The sequence below is a fragment of the Arthrobacter sp. Z1-9 genome (genome assembly GCF_054792695.1).
On the sequence record NZ_CP096456.1, the window covers coordinates 2,015,236 to 2,035,840 of the forward strand.

Consider the following 20,605-nt stretch of genomic DNA (forward strand, 5'->3'; position numbering starts at 1 on the left):
CCGCGTGGATGTTCGAAGAAGTTTTCGATTAGCATTAGTGGGTGCCTAAAGCCGTAGCTGAAGAATCTGCCATCGAATCCGTTGTAGCCGCCGTAGCCCAGTCCGCGCCGCCGAAGCGCCCGGACCTTTCCCGCCTTGTTGTCAAGGGCGCCCGGGAGCACAACCTGCGCAACGTTGATCTGGACCTGCCGCGTGACGCCATGATCGTTTTCACCGGGTTGTCCGGCTCCGGCAAGTCCTCACTCGCCTTCGACACCATCTTTGCGGAGGGCCAGCGCCGCTACGTCGAGTCGCTCTCCGCCTACGCCCGGCAGTTCCTGGGCCAGGTGGACAAACCCGACGTCGACTTCATCGAGGGGCTGTCGCCGGCCGTCTCCATCGACCAGAAGTCCACCAGCAAGAACCCCCGCTCAACCGTGGGAACCATTACCGAGATCTACGACTACATGCGACTGCTCTGGGCGCGTGTGGGCCGCCCGCATTGCCCTGTGTGCGGGGAGCCCGTTGCCAAGCAGACGCCGCAGCAGATCGTTGACCAGCTCCTGGAGCTGGACGAGGGCACGCGCTTCCAGGTCCTCGCTCCCGTGGTGCGCGGCCGGAAGGGGGAGTTCGTCGACCTCTTCAAGGAACTCACCGCCAAGGGGTACTCCCGTGCCCGCGTGGACGGGAACCTGGTCCAGCTGAACGACCCGCCAAAACTGGGGAAGCAGTTCAAGCACACCATCGAAGTTGTGGTGGACCGCCTGGTGGTCAAGGAAGGCATCAGCCAGCGGCTGACCGACTCCATCGAAACAGCCCTTGGCCTCGCCGAGGGCAGGGTCCTCGCCGAGTTCGTGGACCTGGAGGCTGATGATCCGCACCGGCTCCGGGCGTTCTCCGAGAACCTGGCGTGCCCTAACGAACATCCGCTGGCCATCGACGAAATCGAGCCCCGGTCGTTCTCCTTTAACAACCCTTTCGGCGCCTGCGCGGCCTGCAGCGGCATCGGCACCAAGCTGGAGGTGGACGAGGAACTCATCGTTCCCAACCCGGAACTCTCGCTGTCCGAAGGTGCTATCGCTCCCTGGTCCCTGGGCACTGCCACCACTGAATACTGGAACAGGCTCCTGGAAGGCCTGGCGAAGGAACTCGGCTTCTCCATGGATACCCCGTGGGAGAAGTTGGGCAGCGACGTCCGCCAGACGGTGCTGCACGGCAAGGACCACAAGGTTGTGGTGCAGTACCGGAACCGCTTCGGCCGGGAACGGAAGTACAGCACCGGCTTTGAAGGTGCCATCCAGTACGTCCACCGCAAGCACGGCGAGACGGATTCCGACTGGGCCCGCGACCGCTACGAAGAGTACATGCGGCAGATTCCCTGCCCCGCGTGCAACGGCGCCCGGCTCAACCCGGCTTCCCTGTCGGTGCTGATCAACGGCAAGTCGATCGCTGACGTCGCCGCCCTTCCCATGCGCGATTGCGCGGAGTTCCTGAACAACCTGGTGCTCACGGGCCGCGAGGCGCAGATCGCGCACCAGGTGCTCAAGGAAATCCAGGCCCGGCTGACCTTCCTGCTCGATGTCGGGCTGGAATACCTGAACCTTGAAAGGCCGTCCGCCACCCTGTCCGGCGGTGAGGCCCAGCGCATCCGGCTGGCCACCCAGATCGGCTCCGGGCTGGTGGGTGTCCTGTATGTCCTCGACGAACCCTCCATCGGGCTGCACCAGCGCGACAACCGGCGCCTGATCGACACCCTCACCCGGCTCCGGGACATGGGCAACACGCTCATCGTGGTGGAGCATGACGAAGACACCATCCATGTGGCCGACTGGGTGGTTGACATTGGACCGGGCGCCGGTGAACACGGCGGCCAGGTGGTCCACTCCGGCTCCTACAAGGAGCTGCTGGAAAACACCTCGTCACTGACCGGCGACTACCTGTCCGGGCGCAAAAAAATCGAGGTTCCGAAAAAGCGCCGGAAGTACGACAAAAAGCGTGAACTGAAGGTGATCGGCGCACGGGAGAACAACCTCATCAACGTCGACGCCGCGTTCCCGCTGGGTCTCTTCACGGCCGTGACCGGCGTGAGCGGTTCCGGCAAGTCCACCCTCGTTAACGAAATCCTGTACAAGGTGCTGGCCAACAAGCTCAACGGTGCCAAGCAGGTGGCCGGCCGGCACAAGACCGTCCAGGGCCTGGAACACCTGGACAAGGTGGTACACGTCGACCAGAGCCCCATCGGCCGCACGCCGCGCTCCAACCCGGCCACGTACACGGGCGTTTTTGACAACATCCGCAAGCTTTTCGCGGAGACCACGGAAGCCAAGGTCCGCGGCTACCTGCCGGGCCGGTTCTCCTTCAACGTCAAGGGCGGGCGCTGCGAAGCCTGCTCCGGCGACGGCACGCTCAAGATCGAAATGAACTTCCTGCCCGACGTCTATGTTCCGTGCGAGGTGTGCCATGGCGCCCGGTACAACCGCGAGACCCTTGAAGTGCATTACAAGGGCAAGACCATCGCGGACGTACTCAACATGCCCATCGAGGAGGGCGCGGAGTTCTTCGCCGCCTTCTCTCCGATCGCGCGCCACCTGAACACCCTCGTGGATGTTGGCCTGGGCTACGTCCGCCTTGGGCAGCCGGCGACCACCCTGTCCGGAGGCGAGGCCCAGCGCGTCAAGCTGGCCGCGGAACTGCAGAAGCGTTCCAACGGCCGCAGCGTCTACGTTCTGGACGAGCCCACAACCGGCCTGCACTTCGAGGACATCCGCAAGCTGCTGATGGTCCTGCAGGGCCTCGTGGACAAAGGCAACACGGTGATCACCATCGAACACAACCTGGACGTGATCAAGAGTGCCGACTGGATCGTCGACCTCGGTCCCGACGGCGGCTCGGGAGGCGGCCAGATCGTCGCTGCCGGTACGCCCGAACAGCTGGCCAAGTCCACCACCAGCCACACCGCCACTTTCCTCGCCGAAATCCTGCCATAAGGAGTGAAGTATTCCGCTGCACGTATGCGAGTTTCAGGCATGCGTACTGTCGTGAGAAACTAACCCGGTGACTCAAACAACAGTGCCCGTGATCTTTGACCTGGACGGCACTCTTGTCGACCCGGCCGGTGGGATAACAGATGGAATTGCTGCGGCCCTTCGCGGGCTGGGGCTTCCGGTTCCCGGCCAGGACCTGCTCGAAGCGATGATCGGCCCCAAGCTGAGCGACTCGCTGCTCAACGTGGCCCACGTACCGGCGGAGCTGCTGGACGACGTCATCCGCCGCTACCGGGAGTACTACGTCGCCACCGGCATCGCCCAGGGCCGGCTATACCCGGGTGTCCGTGAGGTCCTCGAGTCCTTCGTTGCCGCAGGCCTGCCGATCGCCGTAGCCACCCAGAAACCCCAGGGGCTGGCCCGCACGGTCCTGGCGCACCACCGTATCGACGGCCTGTTCCACGGCATCCACGGATCGGCCGACGACGAATCCGCAGTGGAGGGCGTTCCGCTGGGTAAGACGGAGATCATCGCCGCTGCCCTGAAAGACCTGGGCACGCAGCACGCGCTGATGGTGGGGGACCGCGCCCAGGATGTGTCTGGCGCCATTGCCAACGGCCTGGACTGCATCGGTGTGGCCTGGGGCTTTGCCCCGGACGGCGAACTCGAAAACGCGGGAGCGGTGGCCGTGGTGGAAAATGCCGAGGAGCTGGTCGCCGCCATCGAGCGGTTGCAGGCCATCCACGCTGCCGCCATGAGCGAGGTGACGAACGATGGCACTGTTTGAGGCTGTCCGCTGGAGCACGCGAAGCCTGATAGCAGGCTCCTGCCGGCCCACCGTCGTCGGGCTCGAAAACGTCCCCACGGACGGTCCCTTTATTGTGGCGCCCAACCACCTCTCCTTCTTTGACAGCGTCATTGTCCAGGCACTGATGCCGCGGCCGGTGGCCTTTTTCGCTAAAGCCGAGTACTTCACCACCGGCGGCATCAAGGGCAAGGTGATGAAGTCCTTCTTCGAATCCGTGGGCTCCATCCCGGTGGAACGCGGTGAGCAGGCGGCCAGCGTCCAGGCGCTCAAGACCCTTTTGGACATCCTCGAGTCGGGCAAGGGCATCGGGATCTACCCCGAAGGCACCCGTTCCCGGGACGGCATCCTGTACCGCGGACGCACCGGCGTGGGCTGGCTGGCACTGACTACCGGGGCTCCGGTCATCCCGGTGGGCCTGATCGGAACCGAAAACCTTCAGCGTGCAGGCGAAAAGGGCGTGCGGCCGCAGCACTTCACCATGAAAGTGGGGGAGCCGCTGTACTTCGACAAGACGGGACCTGACCACTCGCTGCCGGCGCGCCGGGAAGTCACCGACCGCATCATGGACGCCATAGCTGAACTTAGCGGCCAGGAACGTTCCACCAGCTACAACCAGAGCAAAATCACGGAGTAGGAAACCGCTTGGCTTCCTGGTGACACCGGGACAGCACGGAAAACGTCCTCGTGGCAGAGGCACCCGGCGGGCCTCAGTAGAATGGATAGGTGGCAAATCCAGCAAGTTACCGCCCCCAGACGGGCGAGATTCCCACCAACCCGGGGGTGTACCGGTTCCGTGACCCCAACGGGCGGGTCATCTACGTAGGGAAGGCCAAAAGCCTTCGCTCCCGGTTGAACTCCTACTTCGCCAACCCGGCTGGACTCCTGCCCAAGACCTACGCCATGGTCCATGCGGCGAGCAGTGTGGAATGGACCGTCGTGGGCAGCGAGCTGGAATCGCTGCAGCTGGAATACACCTGGATCAAGGAATTCAAACCCCGGTTCAACGTTGTCTTCCGGGACGACAAGACCTACCCGTACCTCGCCGTGACCATGGGCGAAAAGTATCCGCGTGTGCAGGTGATGCGCGGCGACCGGAGGAAGGGCACCCGCTACTTCGGCCCCTACACCGCGGGAGCCATCCGCGAAACCATGGATACGCTGCTCCGCGTCTTCCCGGTGCGCAGCTGCAGTGCCGGTGTCTTTAAGCGCGCCGAGGCAAGCGGCCGGCCGTGCCTGCTGGGGTACATCGACAAATGCTCGGCACCCTGCGTGGGCCGGATCTCCCCGGAAGACCACCGCGCCCTCGCCGACGACTTTTGCGCATTTATGGGCGGGGAGGCCAAACGCTTCATCGCCAAGCTGGAAAAGCAGATGGCGGAGGCGGTAGCCGAGCTGAACTATGAGCGGGCCGCCCGGCTGCGCGACGACATCACCGCGCTGCGCAAGGTCTTCGAGCGAAACGCCGTGGTGTTGGCGGAAGACACCGACGCCGATGTCTTCGCCCTGCATGAGGACGAACTGGAAGCCGCCGTGCAGGTGTTCCACGTCCGCGGCGGCCGGGTCCGCGGCCAGCGCGGCTGGGTAGTCGAGAAGGTGGAGGATTCCACCACCCCCGACCTGGTGGAGCACCTCCTGCAGCAGGTCTACGGGGACGAGGGGCACGGCCACGGCCGGCTGCCCCGCGAAGTCCTGGTGCCGGTCGCACCCAGCAACGCCGCGGAACTGACCGAGTGGCTGGGCGGAATGCGCGGCGCCAAGGTTGACATCCGCGTACCCCAGCGCGGAGATAAGGCCGCCCTGATGTCCACCGTGCGCGAGAACGCGGAGCACGCGTTGAAGCTGCATAAGACCCGCCGGGCCGGGGACATCACCGTGCGGTCGCAGGCACTTCAGGAACTGCAGGAGGCGCTGGACCTTCCGGTGCCCCTGCTGCGCATCGAATGCTTCGATGTCTCCCACGTCCAGGGCACCAACGTGGTGGCCTCGATGGTGGTGGTGGAGGACGGCCTCCCCAAGAAGTCCGATTACCGGAAGTTCTCCATCACGGGCGCCGCGGCAGCCGATGACACCGCAGCCATGCACGACGTCCTCACCAGGCGGTTCCGCCATTACCTCCAGGACAAGTCCGGGCAGGTGGACGAGGCCCTCCTCAACTCCAGCGCCCAAGATCCGGACCAGCGTGTACCGGGGCACGTGGAGCCGGGGCAGCAGGAAGCGGCCAAGGACGCTGCCCTGCTGGACACCACCACGCCCGCGCCCCGCGCCAAGTTCGCCTACCCGCCCAACCTCGTGGTGGTGGACGGCGGCAAGCCCCAGGTCAACGCAGCGGCACGGGCTCTGGCGGACCTTGGCATCGACGACGTCTACGTCGTGGGCCTGGCCAAACGCCTGGAGGAAGTCTGGCTGCCGGACAGCGACTTTCCGGTGATCCTGCCCCGGACGTCCCAAGGGCTGTACCTGCTGCAGCGGATCCGCGACGAAGCCCACCGCTTTGCCATCTCGTTCCACCGGCAGAAGCGCGGCAAGGCAATGACGGTCTCCGCCCTGGACGGGGTGCCGGGCCTCGGCGCGTCCAAGCGGAAGTCGCTCCTGGCGCACTTCGGATCCGTGAAGGGAGTCAAGGCGGCTTCGGTGGCGGAACTTTCCGCAGCGAAGGGGATTGGACCTGCTCTCGCAAGCGCCATCGTCAACCATTTCTCCGCCAGCGGACCGGAGGCAGCCACCGTTCCGGCCATCAACATGACCACCGGCGAAGTCATCGAAACCTAGCGGACACTGCTGAAACTTAGCGGAGTTCAAAGAATCTTAGCTAGGGTTGAGGGCGGGGTGACCGCCGATGCGGCCGCCCCGTACACCAAGAGCAGAAACGGGGCGGACTTAATGGCAGACTCAACGGCGGAATCCGGAGCAGGGCAGGACGGGATGCTCCCCGTCAAGCCGCTCGAAGCGGAACTGCTGGTGGTCACCGGGATGTCCGGAGCCGGGCGCAGTACAGCGGCCGACGCGCTGGAGGACCACGGCTGGTACGTCGTGGAGAACCTGCCGCCGCAGATGCTGGGCACCCTCGCCGAGCTCGTCTCCCACGCGCCCCAATCCATTCCGCGGCTGGCCGTGGTCATCGACGTCCGCAGCAAGAGCCTGTTCGCGGACATCCGCGCCGCGCTCGGCGCCCTGGCCGCCAGCGGCGTCACCTTCCGCGTCCTTTTCCTCGACGCCAGCGACGACGTCCTGGTCCGCCGGTTCGAACAGGGACGCCGGCCCCATCCGCTGCAGGGCGGCGGCCGCATCCTCGACGGTATCGCCGCTGAACGCGACCTGCTGCAGGAATTGCGCGACAGCTCCGACGTCGTCCTGGACACCTCGGGCTACAACGTGCACGGCCTCGCCACCGCCATCACCGAACTCTTCAGTGAAACCGGACCCGTAGCCCTGCGGCTGAACGTCATGAGCTTCGGCTTCAAATACGGCCTGCCGGTGGACTCAAACTACGTGGCAGACGTCCGGTTCATCCCCAACCCGCACTGGGTGCCGCAACTGCGCCCACACACCGGGCTGGACAAGGACGTCAGCGACTACGTGCTCGAAGCAGAGGGCGTCAAAAACTTCGTGGACCGCTATGTCATGGCGCTGGAACCGGTCCTGGACGGCTACCGCCGCGAGAACAAGCACTACGCCACCATCGCCGTGGGGTGCACCGGCGGCAAGCACCGCTCCGTGGCAGTCGCCGTCGAACTCTCCAAGAAGCTGGCACAGTACCCACGCGTCACGGTGACCACCACACACCGGGACCTGGGCCGCGAGTAATGTCGCTTTTCACCGGCGCACTGCCGCTCGTTCCGCCTGCCGGGACGGCGGCCACCCAGCAGGACAAGGGGCCGAATGTTGTTGCCCTGGGCGGTGGCCACGGCCTGTCCGCCTCGCTCTCGGCACTGCGCCTGCTCACCTCGGAGCTCACTGCCATTGTCACGGTGGCGGACGACGGCGGTTCTTCCGGCCGCCTGCGGGACGAGTACGGCGTCCTCCCTCCCGGGGACCTGCGGATGGCGCTCTCCGCCTTATGTGACGACACTGACTGGGGGCGTACCTGGCGCGATGTTATGCAGCACCGCTTCCGCCCCGGAAAGGGACCGGGCGGATCGCTGGACGACCACGCCACGGGCAACCTGCTGATCGTCACTTTGTGGGAGCTGCTGGGCGACGCCGTCGCGGGACTGCGGTGGGCCGGCGCGCTGCTCGGCGCCCGCGGGCAGGTCCTGCCGATGTCCACGGAGCCGCTGACCATCGAAGGCGACGTCCTGGTCACCGGTCCCGACGGCACCTCGCAACTGCAGACCATCCGGGGACAGGCGCGCTGCGCCGTTGCCGGGTCCCTGGAACAGGTGCGCCTCCTGCCCGAGGCGGCGCCGGCCTGCCCTGAAGCACTGAGCGCCATCGAGCTCGCTGACTGGGTGATCCTGGGTCCGGGCTCCTGGTACACGTCCGTGCTGCCGCACCTGTTGCTCCCCGAGATGCGGCAGGCGCTGTGCCACACCCCCGCAAAGCGCTGCCTGACCATGAACCTGGCCACTGACACCAAGGAAACTTCCGGCATGACGGCGGCGGACCACCTGCACGTCCTGCGGCGCTACGCCCCGGAGTTCAACGTCGACGTTGTCCTCGCCGACCCCGCCTCCGTTCCCGACCGGCAGGAGTTCGAGAAGGCCGCCGCGATGATCGGCGCCGAGGTGGTCTTGGGTAAAGTAGGGGCGTCGGGCCGCCGACCCGTCCATGACCCCCTGCGTCTGGCCACGGCGTACAACGACATTTTTGGGAACAGTTAGGAAGGTGCCATGGCACTGACAGCATCAGTCAAGGAAGAACTGTCCCGTCTGGACATCAAGAAATCATCAGTCCGGAAGGCTGAAGTCTCCGCCATGCTCCGCTTTGCCGGCGGGCTGCACATCATCTCCGGCCGGATCGTGATCGAGGCCGAAGTGGACCTGGCCTCCACCGCCCGCCGCCTCCGGGCTGCCATCGCCGAAGTCTACGGGCACCAGAGCGAGATCATCGTGGTCTCCGCCGGGGGACTGCGCCGGGCCAGCCGTTACGTTGTCCGGGTAGTGCGCGACGGCGAGGCGCTGGCCCGCCAGACCGGCCTCCTCGACGGGCGAGGCCGCCCCGTGCGCGGGCTGCCGTCCGCCGTCGTCAACGGTTCTGCAGCAGATGCCGAAGCCGTCTGGCGCGGTGCCTTCCTGGCGCACGGTTCGCTGACCGAGCCGGGCCGGTCCTCCTCGCTGGAGGTGACGTGCCCCGGCCCGGAATCGGCGCTGGCACTGGTAGGTGCAGCCCGCCGCCTGGACATCCAGGCGAAGGCCCGCGAAGTCCGGGGCGTGGACCGGGTGGTCATCCGCGACGGCGACACCATCGCCGCCCTCCTCACCCGCATGGGCGCCCATGACGCGCTCATGGTGTGGGAGGAACGCCGGATGCGCAAGGAAGTACGGGCCACCGCCAACCGGCTTGCCAACTTCGACGACGCCAACCTGCGCCGTTCAGCCCAGGCTGCCGTAGCGGCCGGGGCCCGCGTGGACCGGGCCCTGGAGATTTTGGGCGACGACGTCCCGGAGCACCTGAAATACGCCGGCGAGCTGCGGGTGGCCCACAAGCAGGCCAGCCTGGACGAACTGGGCCGCCTTGCCGATCCCGTCATGACCAAGGACGCCATCGCCGGACGGATCCGCCGCCTGCTGGCCATGGCCGACAAACGTGCGCTGGACCTGGGCATCCCGGGGACGGATGCCAATGTGACGCCGGAAATGCTGGACGAGTAACAGCCCCCTAGAATCAAAAAGATTCCGGGTGCCAGACGCCCGGATGCACAATCCGAGAGTTACCAACCGGACTGAGTGTCCACGATATTGGAGGATTTTGTGACCGAGTACGTACTGCCCGAACTCAGCTACGATTACGCTGCCCTGGAGCCGCACATCTCAGCGCGCATCATGGAGCTGCACCACAGCAAGCACCACGCAACCTACGTGGCCGGCGCCAACAACGCCCTGGCCCAGCTGGCCGAGGCGCGCGAGAAGGGCGACTTCGCCAACATCAACCGCCTGTCCAAGGACCTGGCGTTCCACACCGGCGGCCACGTCAACCACTCCGTGTTCTGGAACAACCTGTCCCCGGACGGCGGCGACAAGCCCGAAGGCGAGCTGGCAGCGGCCATCGATGACGCCTTCGGCTCCTTCGACGCCTTCCGCGCCCAGTTCTCCGCTGCCGCACTCGGCCTGCAGGGTTCGGGCTGGGGTTTCCTGGCGTACGAGCCCATCGGCGGAAACCTGGTCATCGAGCAGCTGTACGACCAGCAGGGCAACACCGCGCTGGGCACCACCCCGCTGCTGATGCTGGACATGTGGGAGCACGCCTTCTACCTGGACTACGTCAACGTCAAGGCCGACTACGTCAAGGCCTTCTGGAACATCGTGAACTGGGCCGACGTCGCCAAGCGCTTCGAAGCTGCACGCACCAACGCCACGGGACTCATCACCCTCCGGTAGTGACCTGTGCTTCACAGGCATGTAACAAAGTTCACTTTTCGGGGGTAAACCACCCGGAATGTGGACCGTCCGCCCCCGCACTTGCGGGGGCGGACCCAGTTAAACGTAAGATAGGTCACGGAAGGCGGTTAGCCTTCAGCAATGAGGCTGGTCGCCCTCCGTCTGTAAATCATCTCTGCCCAATGGCGTGCGGGATCTGTTAGTTGGCTTGAACGCCCGCTCAACTAGTTGTGCTTCTGAAAGCACCAAGGAGACTGAAAAAGTGACGACCCGTATTGGTATCAACGGCTTTGGCCGTATTGGCCGCAACTACTTCCGCGCAGCACTTGCACAGGGCGCGGACCTGGAGATCGTTGCAGTCAACGACCTCACCAGCCCGGAGGCCCTGGCCCACCTGTTCAAGTACGACTCAGTCGGCGGCCGCCTGAAGGAAACCATCGAGGTCAAGGACGGCAACATCGTCGTCAACGGCAACGTCGTCAAGGTCCTGGCAGAGCGCGATCCCGCCAACCTTCCCTGGGGCGAGCTGGGCGTGGACATCGTCATCGAATCCACCGGCTTCTTCACCAAGGCAGCAGACGCGCAGAAGCACATCGACGCCGGCGCCAAAAAGGTCCTGATTTCCGCCCCTGCCTCCGATGAGGACATCACCATTGTGATGGGCGTTAACCACAAGCTCTACGACAACGCTACGCACCACATCATCTCCAACGCGTCCTGCACCACCAACTGCCTCGGCCCGCTGGCCAAGGTGGTCAACGACGAGTTCGGCATCGAGCGCGGCCTCATGACCACCGTCCACGCCTACACCGCGGACCAGAACCTGCAGGACGGCCCGCACAAGGACCTGCGCCGCGCCCGCGCTGCCGCCGTCAACATGGTGCCCACGTCCACCGGCGCAGCCAAGGCCATCGGCCTGGTCCTGCCGGAGCTCAAGGGCAAGCTGGACGGCTACGCCATCCGCGTCCCCGTCCCCACCGGCTCCGCCACCGACCTCACCGTCACCGTCTCCCGTGAGACCACCGTGGAGGAAGTCAACGCCGCCCTCAAGCGCGCAGCCGAGTCCGAGGACCTGCAGGGCTTCCTGACCTACACGGACGAGCCGATCGTCTCCTCCGACATCGTTGGCGACCCCGCATCCTCGATCTTCGACTCCGGCCTCACCAAGGTAATCGGCAACCAGGTCAAGGTTGTTTCCTGGTACGACAACGAATGGGGCTACTCCAACCGCCTCGTTGACCTCACGGAGCTTGTGGCAGCCAAGCTGGGCTAGGGTTAGACACATGACATCTCACACCCTCAACGAACTGATCGCTGAAGGTGTCCGCGGGCGGTACATTCTGGTTCGAAGTGACCTGAATGTGCCGCTCGACGGCTCTACAGTGACTGACGACGGCCGCATCAGGGCCTCACTGCCAGTGCTGGGAAAGCTCACGGACGCCGGTGCCCGCGTGCTGGTAACAGCCCACCTCGGACGCCCCAAGGGCGCCCCGGAGGAAAAGTACTCCCTTCGCCCCGCAGTCAGCCGCCTGGCTGAACTGGCAGGCTTCAAGGTCTCCCTCGCCGAAGACACGGTAGGCAGCTCCGCCAAGGAAGCGGCCGCCAACCTCCAGGACGGCGAAGTGCTGGTCTTGGAGAACGTCCGTTTCGACGCCCGCGAAACCAGCAAGGACGACGCCGAGCGCGGCGCCTTCGCTGACGAGCTGGTGGCCCTGACCGGCGACAACGGTGCGTACGTCGATGATGCCTTTGGTGCCGTGCACCGCAAGCACGCCAGCGTCTACGACGTCGCCACCCGGCTGCCGTCCTACCTGGGCGACCTCGTGCACACCGAGGTGGAGGTGCTCCGCAAGCTGACGGCAGACACCCAGCGCCCCTACGTGGTGGTCCTCGGCGGCTCCAAGGTCTCGGACAAGCTCGCGGTCATCGACAACCTGCTCGGCAAGGCGGACACTATCCTGGTGGGCGGCGGCATGCTGTTCACGTTCCTCGCCGCATCCGGACACAAGGTGGCCTCCAGCCTGCTGGAGGAGGACCAGATCCCCGTGGTCCAGGACTACCTGAAGCGGGCATCGGACGCCGGCACTGAATTCGTGGTGCCCACAGATGTCGTCGTGGCGGAGAAGTTCGCTGCCGACGCAGCCCACGAAACCGTTCCGGCCGACGCCATCGAGGACAGCAGCTTCGGCGCCAAGGGCATCGGCCTGGACATCGGCCCGGATTCGGCCGCTGCGTTTGCCGACCGGATCAAGGGTGCCAGGACCGTCTTCTGGAACGGCCCCATGGGCGTCTTCGAATTCGAAGCGTTCGCCGCCGGCACCCGCGCCATCGCGCAGTCCCTGACCGAAACCGGGGCGTTCACCGTGGTGGGAGGCGGGGATTCAGCAGCCGCCGTCCGCACTCTCGGTTTCGCTGACGACCAGTTCGGCCACATTTCCACCGGCGGCGGCGCCAGCCTGGAATACCTCGAAGGCAAGGAACTCCCGGGACTCAGCGTCCTGGACCGGTAGCAGCACCTCCGGCAGCAGTACCTGGCTCTTCAATCCTCCGGCCGGCAGGTTGCCCCGCGGCAGCCTGCCGGCCGAACACTTATCAAGACTTTTTGGAGAATATGTGACAACGTCAACGAACGGCGCCTTCGACCGCAAGCCCTTCATAGCGGGCAACTGGAAAATGAACATGGACCACGTGCAGGGCATCACCCTCCTGCAGAAACTCGCGTGGACCCTCTCCGACGCCAAGCACGACTACAGCCGGGTTGAGGTTGCCGTCTTCCCGCCGTTCACCGACCTCCGCGGCGTGCAGACCCTGGTCCAGGGTGACGACCTGGACGTTGCCTACGGCGGCCAGGACCTCTCTCAGTTCGACTCCGGCGCCTACACCGGCGACATCTCCGGCCAGTTCCTGAACAAGCTGGGCTGCAAGTACGTCCTGGTGGGTCACAGCGAACGCCGGACCATCCACAACGAGTCCGACGACGTCCTCAACGCCAAGGTCAAGGCCGCATTCAAGCACGGCCTGGTTCCGGTGCTCTGCATTGGCGAAGGACTGGAAATCCGCCAGGCCGGCACCCACGTGGACCACACCCTGGCCCAGCTCCGCGCCGGCGTCGCAGGCCTTACCCCGGAGCAGGCCGGAGAGCTTGTGGTGGCCTACGAGCCCGTCTGGGCCATTGGTACGGGCGAAGTAGCAGGGCCGGAAGACGCCCAGGAAATGTGCGCCGCCATCCGCGCCGAACTCGAGTCCCTCTTCGGAGCCGACGTAGCAGCAAAGACCCGCCTGCTGTACGGCGGTTCCGTCAAGGCCAACAACGCTGCCGCGATCCTGAAGGAACGCGACGTGGACGGCCTGCTGGTGGGCGGGGCAAGCCTCGATCCGGCCGAGTTTGCTAATATTGTCAGGTTCGAGAGTCACCTGGTGACGGACTAGTCCGTCCCGCCGCGCATACTCCCGCAATCCCAACTTTCTGAAAGGCCGTCGTGGACGTTCTTCATGTCATTCTGCAGATCCTCCTGGGCATCACCAGCCTCCTGCTGACGTTGCTTATCCTCCTCCATAAGGGACGGGGCGGCGGACTGTCCGACATGTTCGGTGGCGGCATGAGTTCCGGACTCAGCTCCTCCGGCGTGGCCGAACGCAACCTCAACCGGTTCACGGTGGTCCTCGGTGTCACCTGGGGCGTCGTGATCATCGCCCTGGGGCTGATTATGCGGTTCACCGGCAGCGGCGACTCCTAAAGCACCGCCAAGAGGATCGGCGCGGGCACTGCCGCGGCGCAGATCTGCGAACTAAACTGTGGCTGTCGGTTTCCGGCAGCCACAGTTCTGTTTAAGAGACAGGAGCCCCGATGGTACATCCAACGTCAGGTTTCCGGGGCACGCGCGCCGGTGTCACGGCAGGGTCGGGACCTAGCCTTCAGACCGACGAGGACCACAAGGAAAGCCTCCCGCGCGTCCGGATCTCGTACTGGTGCGCCAAAGGACACGAAACCCGGCTGGTCTTCCTCGACCTTCCTGACGACCAGCTTCCTGCCGTGTGGAACTGCCGGCGGTGCGGGGCCGTGGCAGCGAGGGACGGCGTGGCAGCCGCCGAGGCGGACGCGCCGGACGATGGCTACAAGAGCCACCTGGAATACGTTAAAGAGCGGCGCTCCAGCCAGGACGCCGAAGACCTCCTGGCTGGAGCGCTGGAAAAGCTACGCGCCCGCAGCGTCCTTCCGGACGAGCTGCTGGGGGACCCGTGACGCCGCGTTCTCATCAATGAGCCAAAGGGTCCGGGACGTTCCCCTCGGGCCCGCTGCGGGGACCTGTACAGGGTTGGCTCCGGCGAGTGCCAGCCCCACCGCGCCGGCCTTGTCCTCGCCCGCAACAACCATCCAGACCTCCGAGGCCGTGTTGATGGCCGGCAGCGTCAGGGAAACGCGCAGCGGAGGCGGCTTGGGCGAATTGCGCACACCCACCACCGTCCGCTCCTTCTCCCGGATTCCGCCCTGCTCGGGAAACAGTGACGCCACATGCGCGTCCGGTCCTACGCCCAGCAGGACAACGTCCAGGCGGGGGAGGGCTGCCGGGTGTTCAGGCCGGTCATCGGACATGTCCGCAGCGTGTTCCAAGGCGGCCGCGTCCCGCAGCTCACGGGCGTAGGCCTCGGCAGCCTCTTCAGGAGTGCCGAACCGGTCCGATGACCCGGGCTCGTGGATCCGTTCCGGATCCACCGGAATGTGCGAGAGGAGGGCCTCGAACGCCTGCTTCGTGTTCCGGTCGGCGTCATCGGAGGAGACAAACCGCTCATCGCCCCACCAGAAGTTGACCTTGGACCAGTCGACGGCGGGCGCAGCCGGAGAGTCAGCAACAGCCTTGAGTGTGCCGATGCCCACCGTGCCGCCGGTCAGGACTACGGTAGCTTCACCGTACTTGTCCTGGACATCAACAAGCTTGGTAATCAGGCGGGCCGCAATGGCCGCCATCAGCACGGACGAATCAGGATGAATGCTTACTCTTGGCTCAACGCTCACTGGGTCGGACGCTCCTTAGATTGGTACGTGGCAGTCCCATAGTAATCACTTCGCCGAACACTTCGTCCGGGTCCAGGCGGCGCAGCTCCTCAGCAAGGCAGTCGCGGAGGCTGCGGCGCGGAAGGGAGATCCGCTGCGCCGGCTGGCCCGGCTGGGTCAGTTCAGCCACGGACAGTCCCGGACGGAAGAGCTGGACGTCGCCGCCGGGGCGGGTGAGGCGGACGCGGCGGATGCCTGTCCCGGCCGGGTCCGCGACGATGGTCACGGGTGCGTCCAGGGTGAGCGTGAGCCAGGCCGCGAGGAGGATGGTGCTAGGGGAATCCGAGGCACCTTCAACCGCGACGGCGGTCACCGGCGAGGAGTCCACCTGGTCCAGGACAGCGGCGAGCTGGATGCGCCAGTTGGTCAGGCGGGTCCAGGCGAGGTCCGTGTCCCCGGCCCGGTAGGTGGCGTGGATGTTCTCCAGCGCCGCCTGCGGGTCCGGTTCGTTGGCGGAGTCGGTGATCCTGCGGTGCGCGATGCGGCCGATGGAGGTTTCGCAGGCACTTTCCGGGGCGCCGTGCGGCCACCAGGCCACGATCGGTGCGTCCGGGAGCAGCAGCGCGGCCACGAGGGATTCGCTTTCGTGGGCGAGCTGGCCGTAACCGCGCAGCACGATCACCTCGGAGGCGCCGGCGTCCCCGCCGACGCGGATCTGGGCGTCCAGCTTGTCCGCGTGATCCTTGCCGGCGTCGGCCAGGACGATGATCCGGCAGGGGTGTTCGCGGCTGGCCTCGTTGGCTGCCTCGATGGCCTCTTCCTCAAGCCCTGACTTGGTGACCACCACGAGGGTGAGCACCCGGCCCAGGGCGATCACGCCGCCCTGCTCGCGCAGGGCCATCAGTTTCTTGGAAACGTTGGAGGTGGTGGTGTCCGGCAGGTCTACAATCATGGCCTTCTCCAGGTTCGTCCGTCGCGGGCCAGCAACTCATCGGCCGAAGCCGGTCCCCAGCTGCCCGGGGCGTAGGGTTCGGGCTGTTCATCCAGGGTGGCCCAGTATTCCTCGAAGGGGTCAAGGATCTTCCAGGACAGCTCCACTTCCTCATGCCGCGGGAACAAGGGCGGCTCGCCCAGGAGCACGTCCAGGATCAGCCGCTCATACGCCTCCGGGGACGACTCCGTGAACGAGTGGCCGTAGCCGAAGTCCATGGTCACGTCCCGGACTTCCATCTGCGTGCCCGGGACCTTGGACCCGAACCGGATGGTCACGCCCTCGTCCGGCTGGACCCGGATCACCACGGCGTTCTGGCCGAAGTCATCCTCGCCATGGTCACGGAAGAGCAGGTTCGGTGCACGCTTGAACACCACCGCAATCTCGGTGACACGGCGGCCCAGGCGTTTGCCGGCGCGCAGGTAGAACGGGACGCCGGACCAGCGGCGGGTGTGGATGTCCACCCGGATCGCGGCGAACGTCTCGGTGGTGGAATCGGCCGGGATGCCTTCTTCCTCCAGGTAGCCCTGGACCTGTTCGCCGCCCTGCCAGCCGCCGGTGAACTGGCCGCGCGCTGAATGCGTGGACAGGTCATCGGGGAGCTTGACGGCGGCGAGGACCTTTTCCTTCTCCGCCCGCAGGTCATCGGCGTTGAAGGAAATGGGTTCCTCCATCGCCGTCAGGGCCAGCAGCTGCAGCAGGTGGTTCTGGATCACGTCGCGGGCCGCGCCCACGCCGTCGTAATACCCTGCCCGGCCGCCGGTGCCGATGTCCTCGGCCATGGTGATCTGGACATGGTCCACGTAGTTGGCGTTCCACAGCGGCTCGAACAACTGGTTCGCGAAGCGCAGCGCCAGGATGTTCTGGACCGTCTCCTTGCCCAGGTAATGGTCGATCCGGAACACCGCGTCCGCGGGGAACACCGATTCCACGATGTCGTTCAGTTTCCGGGCCGACTCGAGGTCGTGCCCGAACGGCTTCTCGATCACCACACGGCGCCACTTGTCCCCCTCGGCCTGGGCCAGGCCGTGCTTGGACAGCTGGCGGCAGACCTGCTCGAACGCCTTCGGCGGGATCGAGAGGTAGAACGCATGGTTCCCCCGGGTGCCGCGGACGTCGTCGAGTTCCTTGATGGTCTCGCCGAGCCGCTCGAAAGCGCCGTCGTCGTCGAACTCACCCTGGACAAAACGGATGCCCTCGGACAGCTGGTTCCAGACCGCCTCATCAAACGGCGTGCGCGCGTAGGCCTGCACGGAGGCCTTCACCTCAGCGGCGAAGTCCTCCTTGTCCCACTCGCGCCGGGCGAAGCCGACCAGCGCGAAACTGGGCGGCAGCAGCCCCCGGTTGGCCAGGTCATACACGGCCGGCATGAGCTTCTTGCGGGCAAGGTCACCAGTGACTCCGAAGAGCACCAACGACGACGGACCTGCGATCCGGTTCAGGCGGCGGTCACGCGGATCCCGCAACGGATTCCGCGGCGGCTTTCCGGGGCGCGCGCCGGACGTCCTGCCGTATTCAGTTTCTGGCATGTTGCTTCTGTGCCTTAGCTTTCAGTAACGGAGCTGACCTGGCGGACAGCGCAGCAATGATGTCCTGCAACTGTGCCACACCGGCAGCCCGGTCGGTCAGGTGCAGGCGAAGCACGGGACGGCCGTGTTCACTCAGGACCTGGGCGTCACCGGCGGCCTGCGCGGCGATCAGTTCCCCGAACGTGAAGGGACGGTCCGGGATGGAAAGGTCTTCCGCCGAAGCAGCCGTCACCTGGAGGAACACGCCGATGGCGGGGCCGCCCTTGTGGAACTGCCCTGTGGAGTGCAGGAACCGCGGACCCCAGCCGAACGTCACCGGGCGGCCCGAGACGGCAGCCAGCTCATCGCGGATGCCTTCGAGCCGGGCAAACGCGAGCCGGTCGAAGTAGGCCTGGACGCTCAGGTAGTTGTCCGGCTGGAGGGTTTCCAGCAAGGCACGGACTGCTTCTTCGGCCGTTGACGCACCGCCCAGCCAGTCGCCGCCGCGGACCTCGATGGCGCCGTCGACGAAAGCGGCGGGGGTGGGTTCCGGCTGGGCGTCCAGCAGGCCGCGGGCCGCCACCTTGGCCGCCTCAACGTCGGGCTGGTCGAACGGGTTGATCCCGAGCAGGCGTCCGGCGACAGCCGTGGCGAACTCCCAGACCATCATCTGGGTGGGCAGGCCACCGGCGATGGCAACTTCGTTTTCACCGAGTTCGACGTCGGCGTCAGCGGCCACGAGCCGGACCACCAGCACGTCCTTGGCTCCAGAGGTCACCTCAGGTGAAGAGGGCCCGGCGACGACCGGCAGGACGCCGGTGCCCAGCTTGCCTGTCGATTCGGCGATGAGCTGCTCGGCCCAGTCGGCGAAGCCCACAATGCCCGAACCGTCCTCGGCGATGACGATCTTGTTGCGCAGCGGGCTGGTTCCGCCCAGCGCTGTTCCGAGTGCAAGGCCGATGTTCTCGGCTGCGTCGTCGTTGAGGACCTCTGCTGCTTCCTCGGCCTCGTCCAGGAAGGCCTGGATGTCCACGCCGGCCAAGCCCGAGGGCACCAGCCCGAACGCGGTGAGCGCGGAGAAACGCCCGCCGACATTGGGGTCAGCGTTGAAGACGGCGCGGTAGCCGGCCTCACGGGAGGCCTTGTCCAGCGGCGAGCCCGGATCAGTGACGATGATGATGCGGCTGGCGGCGTCGATGCCGGCGTCGTTGAACGCCTTCTCGAAAACCCTCCGCTGCGAATCCGTCTCAACGGTGGAACCGGACTTGGAGGAGACCACAATGGCCGTCTCCGCCAACCGGTCCGCCAGGGCAGCACGGACCTGGTCCGGGTCCGTGCTGTCCAGCACAGTCAGCTCGACGCCGGCGGTGCCCGCGATGACTTCCGGAGCCAGCGAGGACCCGCCCATGCCGCAGAGCACGATGCGGGTGACGCCTTCGGCGCGGAGGGCGTCGCGGAGCTCCAGGATCTCCTTAACCAGCGGCTGGGAGACGGTGGCCGCCTCAACCCAGCCGAGGCGGATGGCAGACTCTGCTTCGGCGTCGTGACCCCACAAGGTGTGGTCCTTCGCGAAGATCCGGGTGGCGATGCGGTCCTCCACCAGGGCGGGGAGGTGCTGTTCCAGTGCCTGCTGCGCGGCACCTGTGGCTTCGTAGCTGAGTGTGCTCATTGTCGGTTAGGAAGCCTTCCGTGCGGAGGCGAGGGCGCCCTCGACGTCGCCGAGGAGTTCCTTCCAGCTGGCCAAGAACTTGTCCAGGCCTTCGGATTCAAGGATGGCGACGACGTCGTTGTAGGAGATGCCGAGCTTCTCGAGCGCGTCCAGGGTGTTGTTGGCTTCGGTGTAGGTGCCGGTGACGGTGTCGCCGGTGATGACACCGTGGTCGAAGGTGGCGTCCAGGGTCTTTTCCGGCATGGTGTTCACGACGCCGGGGGCGACGAGTTCGGTGACGTAGAGGGTGTCCGGGTAGGCCGGGTCCTTCACGCCTGTGGAGGCCCACAGGGGACGCTGGGGGAGTGCGCCGGCTTCGGCCAGCAGGGCCCAGCGTTCGGTGGCGAAGAGCTCTTCGTAGACCTGGTAGGCCAGGCGGGCGTTGGCCAGGCCGGCCTTGCCCTTGAGGGCCTTTGCCTCGTCGGTGCCCAGGGCGTCGAGGCGCTTGTCGATCTCGGAGTCCACGCGGGAGACGAAGAACGAGGCCACGGAGTGGATCTTGGAGAGGTCGTGGCCGTTTTCCTTGGCCTGTTCCAGGCCGGCCTGGAAGGCGTTGATGACGGCGCGGTAGCGCTCCAGGGAGAAGATCAGGGTCACATTGACGCTGATGCCTTCTGCCAGGGTGGCGGTGATCGCTTCGAGGCCCTCGAGGGTGGCCGGGATCTTGATCAGGACGTTGTCCTTGTTGACCCTCTTGTACAGGTGCTTGGCTTCGGCGATGGTGCCTGCCGTGTCCCAGGCCAGGCGAGGGTCAACCTCGATGGACACGCGCCCGTCCACGCCGTTGGTGGCTGCCGCCACGGGGGCGAACAGGTCGCAGGCGTCGGCGACGTCGGTGGTGGTGATTTCGAAGATGGTGTCTTCGACGGACGCGCCGGCTGCTGCCTGCTTGGCGATCGTGCCGTCGTAGTCGGTGCCGGCGGTGATCGCGGCGTGGAAGATGGACGGGTTGGTGGTCACGCCAACCACGTTCTTCTCTTCGATGAGCTTGGCCAGGGTGCCGGTGTCCAGGCGTCCGCGGGAGAGGTCATCGAGCCAGATGGAAACTCCGGCGTCGGAGAGCTGCTGGGTGGGAGTAGTCATTGTTCTATATCTCCT

At 65.8% G+C, this 20,605-nt stretch carries 18 protein-coding genes; 13 read left to right on the top strand and 5 right to left on the bottom strand.

Going from position 1 to position 20,605, the window contains the following annotated elements:
* Window positions 1-41 precede the first annotated feature (41 nt).
* The 13 genes from uvrA to M1D93_RS09290 all read left to right on the top strand — a co-directional run bounded on the left by uvrA (window position 42) and on the right by M1D93_RS09290 (window position 14,550).
* A complete protein-coding gene (gene uvrA / locus M1D93_RS09230) occupies window positions 42-2,966 on the top strand; it encodes an excinuclease ABC subunit UvrA (RefSeq protein ID WP_461174792.1) in 2,925 nt (974 codons plus the stop codon).
* A 67-nt stretch (window positions 2,967-3,033) separates the two neighbouring features.
* Complete coding sequence (locus M1D93_RS09235) at window positions 3,034-3,750, top strand: HAD hydrolase-like protein (protein WP_461174793.1); 717 nt, start codon at window positions 3,034-3,036, stop codon at window positions 3,748-3,750.
* A complete protein-coding gene (locus M1D93_RS09240) occupies window positions 3,737-4,405 on the top strand; it encodes a lysophospholipid acyltransferase family protein (protein WP_461174794.1) in 669 nt (222 codons plus the stop codon). The genes M1D93_RS09235 and M1D93_RS09240 overlap by 14 nt, the downstream gene beginning before the upstream one ends.
* Before the next feature lie 89 nt (window positions 4,406-4,494).
* Entirely contained in the window at window positions 4,495-6,540 is a 2,046-nt protein-coding gene (gene uvrC, locus M1D93_RS09245) for an excinuclease ABC subunit UvrC (RefSeq protein WP_461174795.1), read from the top strand.
* Between the two features lie 111 nt (window positions 6,541-6,651).
* Entirely contained in the window at window positions 6,652-7,575 is a 924-nt protein-coding gene (gene rapZ / locus M1D93_RS09250; RefSeq protein WP_461174796.1) for an RNase adapter RapZ, read from the top strand.
* Entirely contained in the window at window positions 7,575-8,591 is a 1,017-nt protein-coding gene (locus tag M1D93_RS09255) for a gluconeogenesis factor YvcK family protein (protein WP_461174797.1), read from the top strand. The genes rapZ and M1D93_RS09255 overlap by 1 nt, the downstream gene beginning before the upstream one ends.
* Before the next feature lie 9 nt (window positions 8,592-8,600).
* The gene (gene whiA, locus M1D93_RS09260; RefSeq protein WP_050055346.1) at window positions 8,601-9,581 is read left to right on the top strand and encodes a DNA-binding protein WhiA; all 981 of its coding nucleotides are present in this window, start codon (window positions 8,601-8,603) and stop codon (window positions 9,579-9,581) included.
* Between the two features lie 99 nt (window positions 9,582-9,680).
* Window positions 9,681-10,307: a superoxide dismutase gene (locus tag M1D93_RS09265; RefSeq protein ID WP_163163531.1), complete on the top strand. Its 627-nt coding sequence runs from the start codon at window positions 9,681-9,683 to the stop codon at window positions 10,305-10,307.
* A 262-nt stretch (window positions 10,308-10,569) separates the two neighbouring features.
* Entirely contained in the window at window positions 10,570-11,580 is a 1,011-nt protein-coding gene (gene gap / locus M1D93_RS09270; protein WP_163163533.1) for a type I glyceraldehyde-3-phosphate dehydrogenase, read from the top strand.
* 10 nt (window positions 11,581-11,590) lie between these two features.
* Entirely contained in the window at window positions 11,591-12,817 is a 1,227-nt protein-coding gene (locus M1D93_RS09275) for a phosphoglycerate kinase (RefSeq protein ID WP_461174798.1), read from the top strand.
* A gap of 103 nt (window positions 12,818-12,920) precedes the next feature.
* Complete coding sequence (gene tpiA, locus M1D93_RS09280; protein ID WP_461174799.1) at window positions 12,921-13,736, top strand: triose-phosphate isomerase; 816 nt, start codon at window positions 12,921-12,923, stop codon at window positions 13,734-13,736.
* A gap of 50 nt (window positions 13,737-13,786) precedes the next feature.
* Window positions 13,787-14,044: a preprotein translocase subunit SecG gene (gene secG, locus M1D93_RS09285; RefSeq protein WP_461174800.1), complete on the top strand. Its 258-nt coding sequence runs from the start codon at window positions 13,787-13,789 to the stop codon at window positions 14,042-14,044.
* Window positions 14,045-14,154: 110 nt separating this feature from the next.
* Window positions 14,155-14,550, top strand: coding sequence for an RNA polymerase-binding protein RbpA (locus M1D93_RS09290; protein ID WP_461174801.1), 396 nt, complete (start codon window positions 14,155-14,157; stop codon window positions 14,548-14,550).
* Here M1D93_RS09290 and pgl read toward each other — a convergent pair.
* Genes pgl through tal form a run of 5 tightly spaced genes read right to left on the bottom strand, consistent with a single transcriptional unit; the run spans window position 14,503 to window position 20,590 of the window.
* Complete coding sequence (gene pgl / locus M1D93_RS09295) at window positions 14,503-15,273, bottom strand: 6-phosphogluconolactonase (protein WP_461174978.1); 771 nt, start codon at window positions 15,271-15,273, stop codon at window positions 14,503-14,505. The two genes, M1D93_RS09290 and pgl, sit on opposite strands and share 48 nt — an antisense overlap.
* 37 nt (window positions 15,274-15,310) lie before the next feature.
* Window positions 15,311-16,252 carry a glucose-6-phosphate dehydrogenase assembly protein OpcA gene (locus M1D93_RS09300; protein ID WP_461174802.1) on the bottom strand — a complete coding sequence of 314 codons (942 nt, stop codon included), beginning with the start codon at window positions 16,250-16,252 and terminating at the stop codon, window positions 15,311-15,313.
* The gene (zwf, locus tag M1D93_RS09305) at window positions 16,249-17,820 is read right to left on the bottom strand and encodes a glucose-6-phosphate dehydrogenase (protein WP_430226124.1); all 1,572 of its coding nucleotides are present in this window, start codon (window positions 17,818-17,820) and stop codon (window positions 16,249-16,251) included. The genes M1D93_RS09300 and zwf overlap by 4 nt, the downstream gene beginning before the upstream one ends.
* Window positions 17,807-19,468 (bottom strand): glucose-6-phosphate isomerase, encoded by a 1,662-nt coding sequence (locus M1D93_RS09310; protein ID WP_461174803.1) that lies wholly within the window; start codon window positions 19,466-19,468, stop codon window positions 17,807-17,809. The genes zwf and M1D93_RS09310 overlap by 14 nt, the downstream gene beginning before the upstream one ends.
* 6 nt (window positions 19,469-19,474) lie before the next feature.
* Window positions 19,475-20,590, bottom strand: coding sequence for a transaldolase (tal, locus tag M1D93_RS09315; protein WP_461174804.1), 1,116 nt, complete (start codon window positions 20,588-20,590; stop codon window positions 19,475-19,477).
* Window positions 20,591-20,605: the final 15 nt, after the last annotated feature.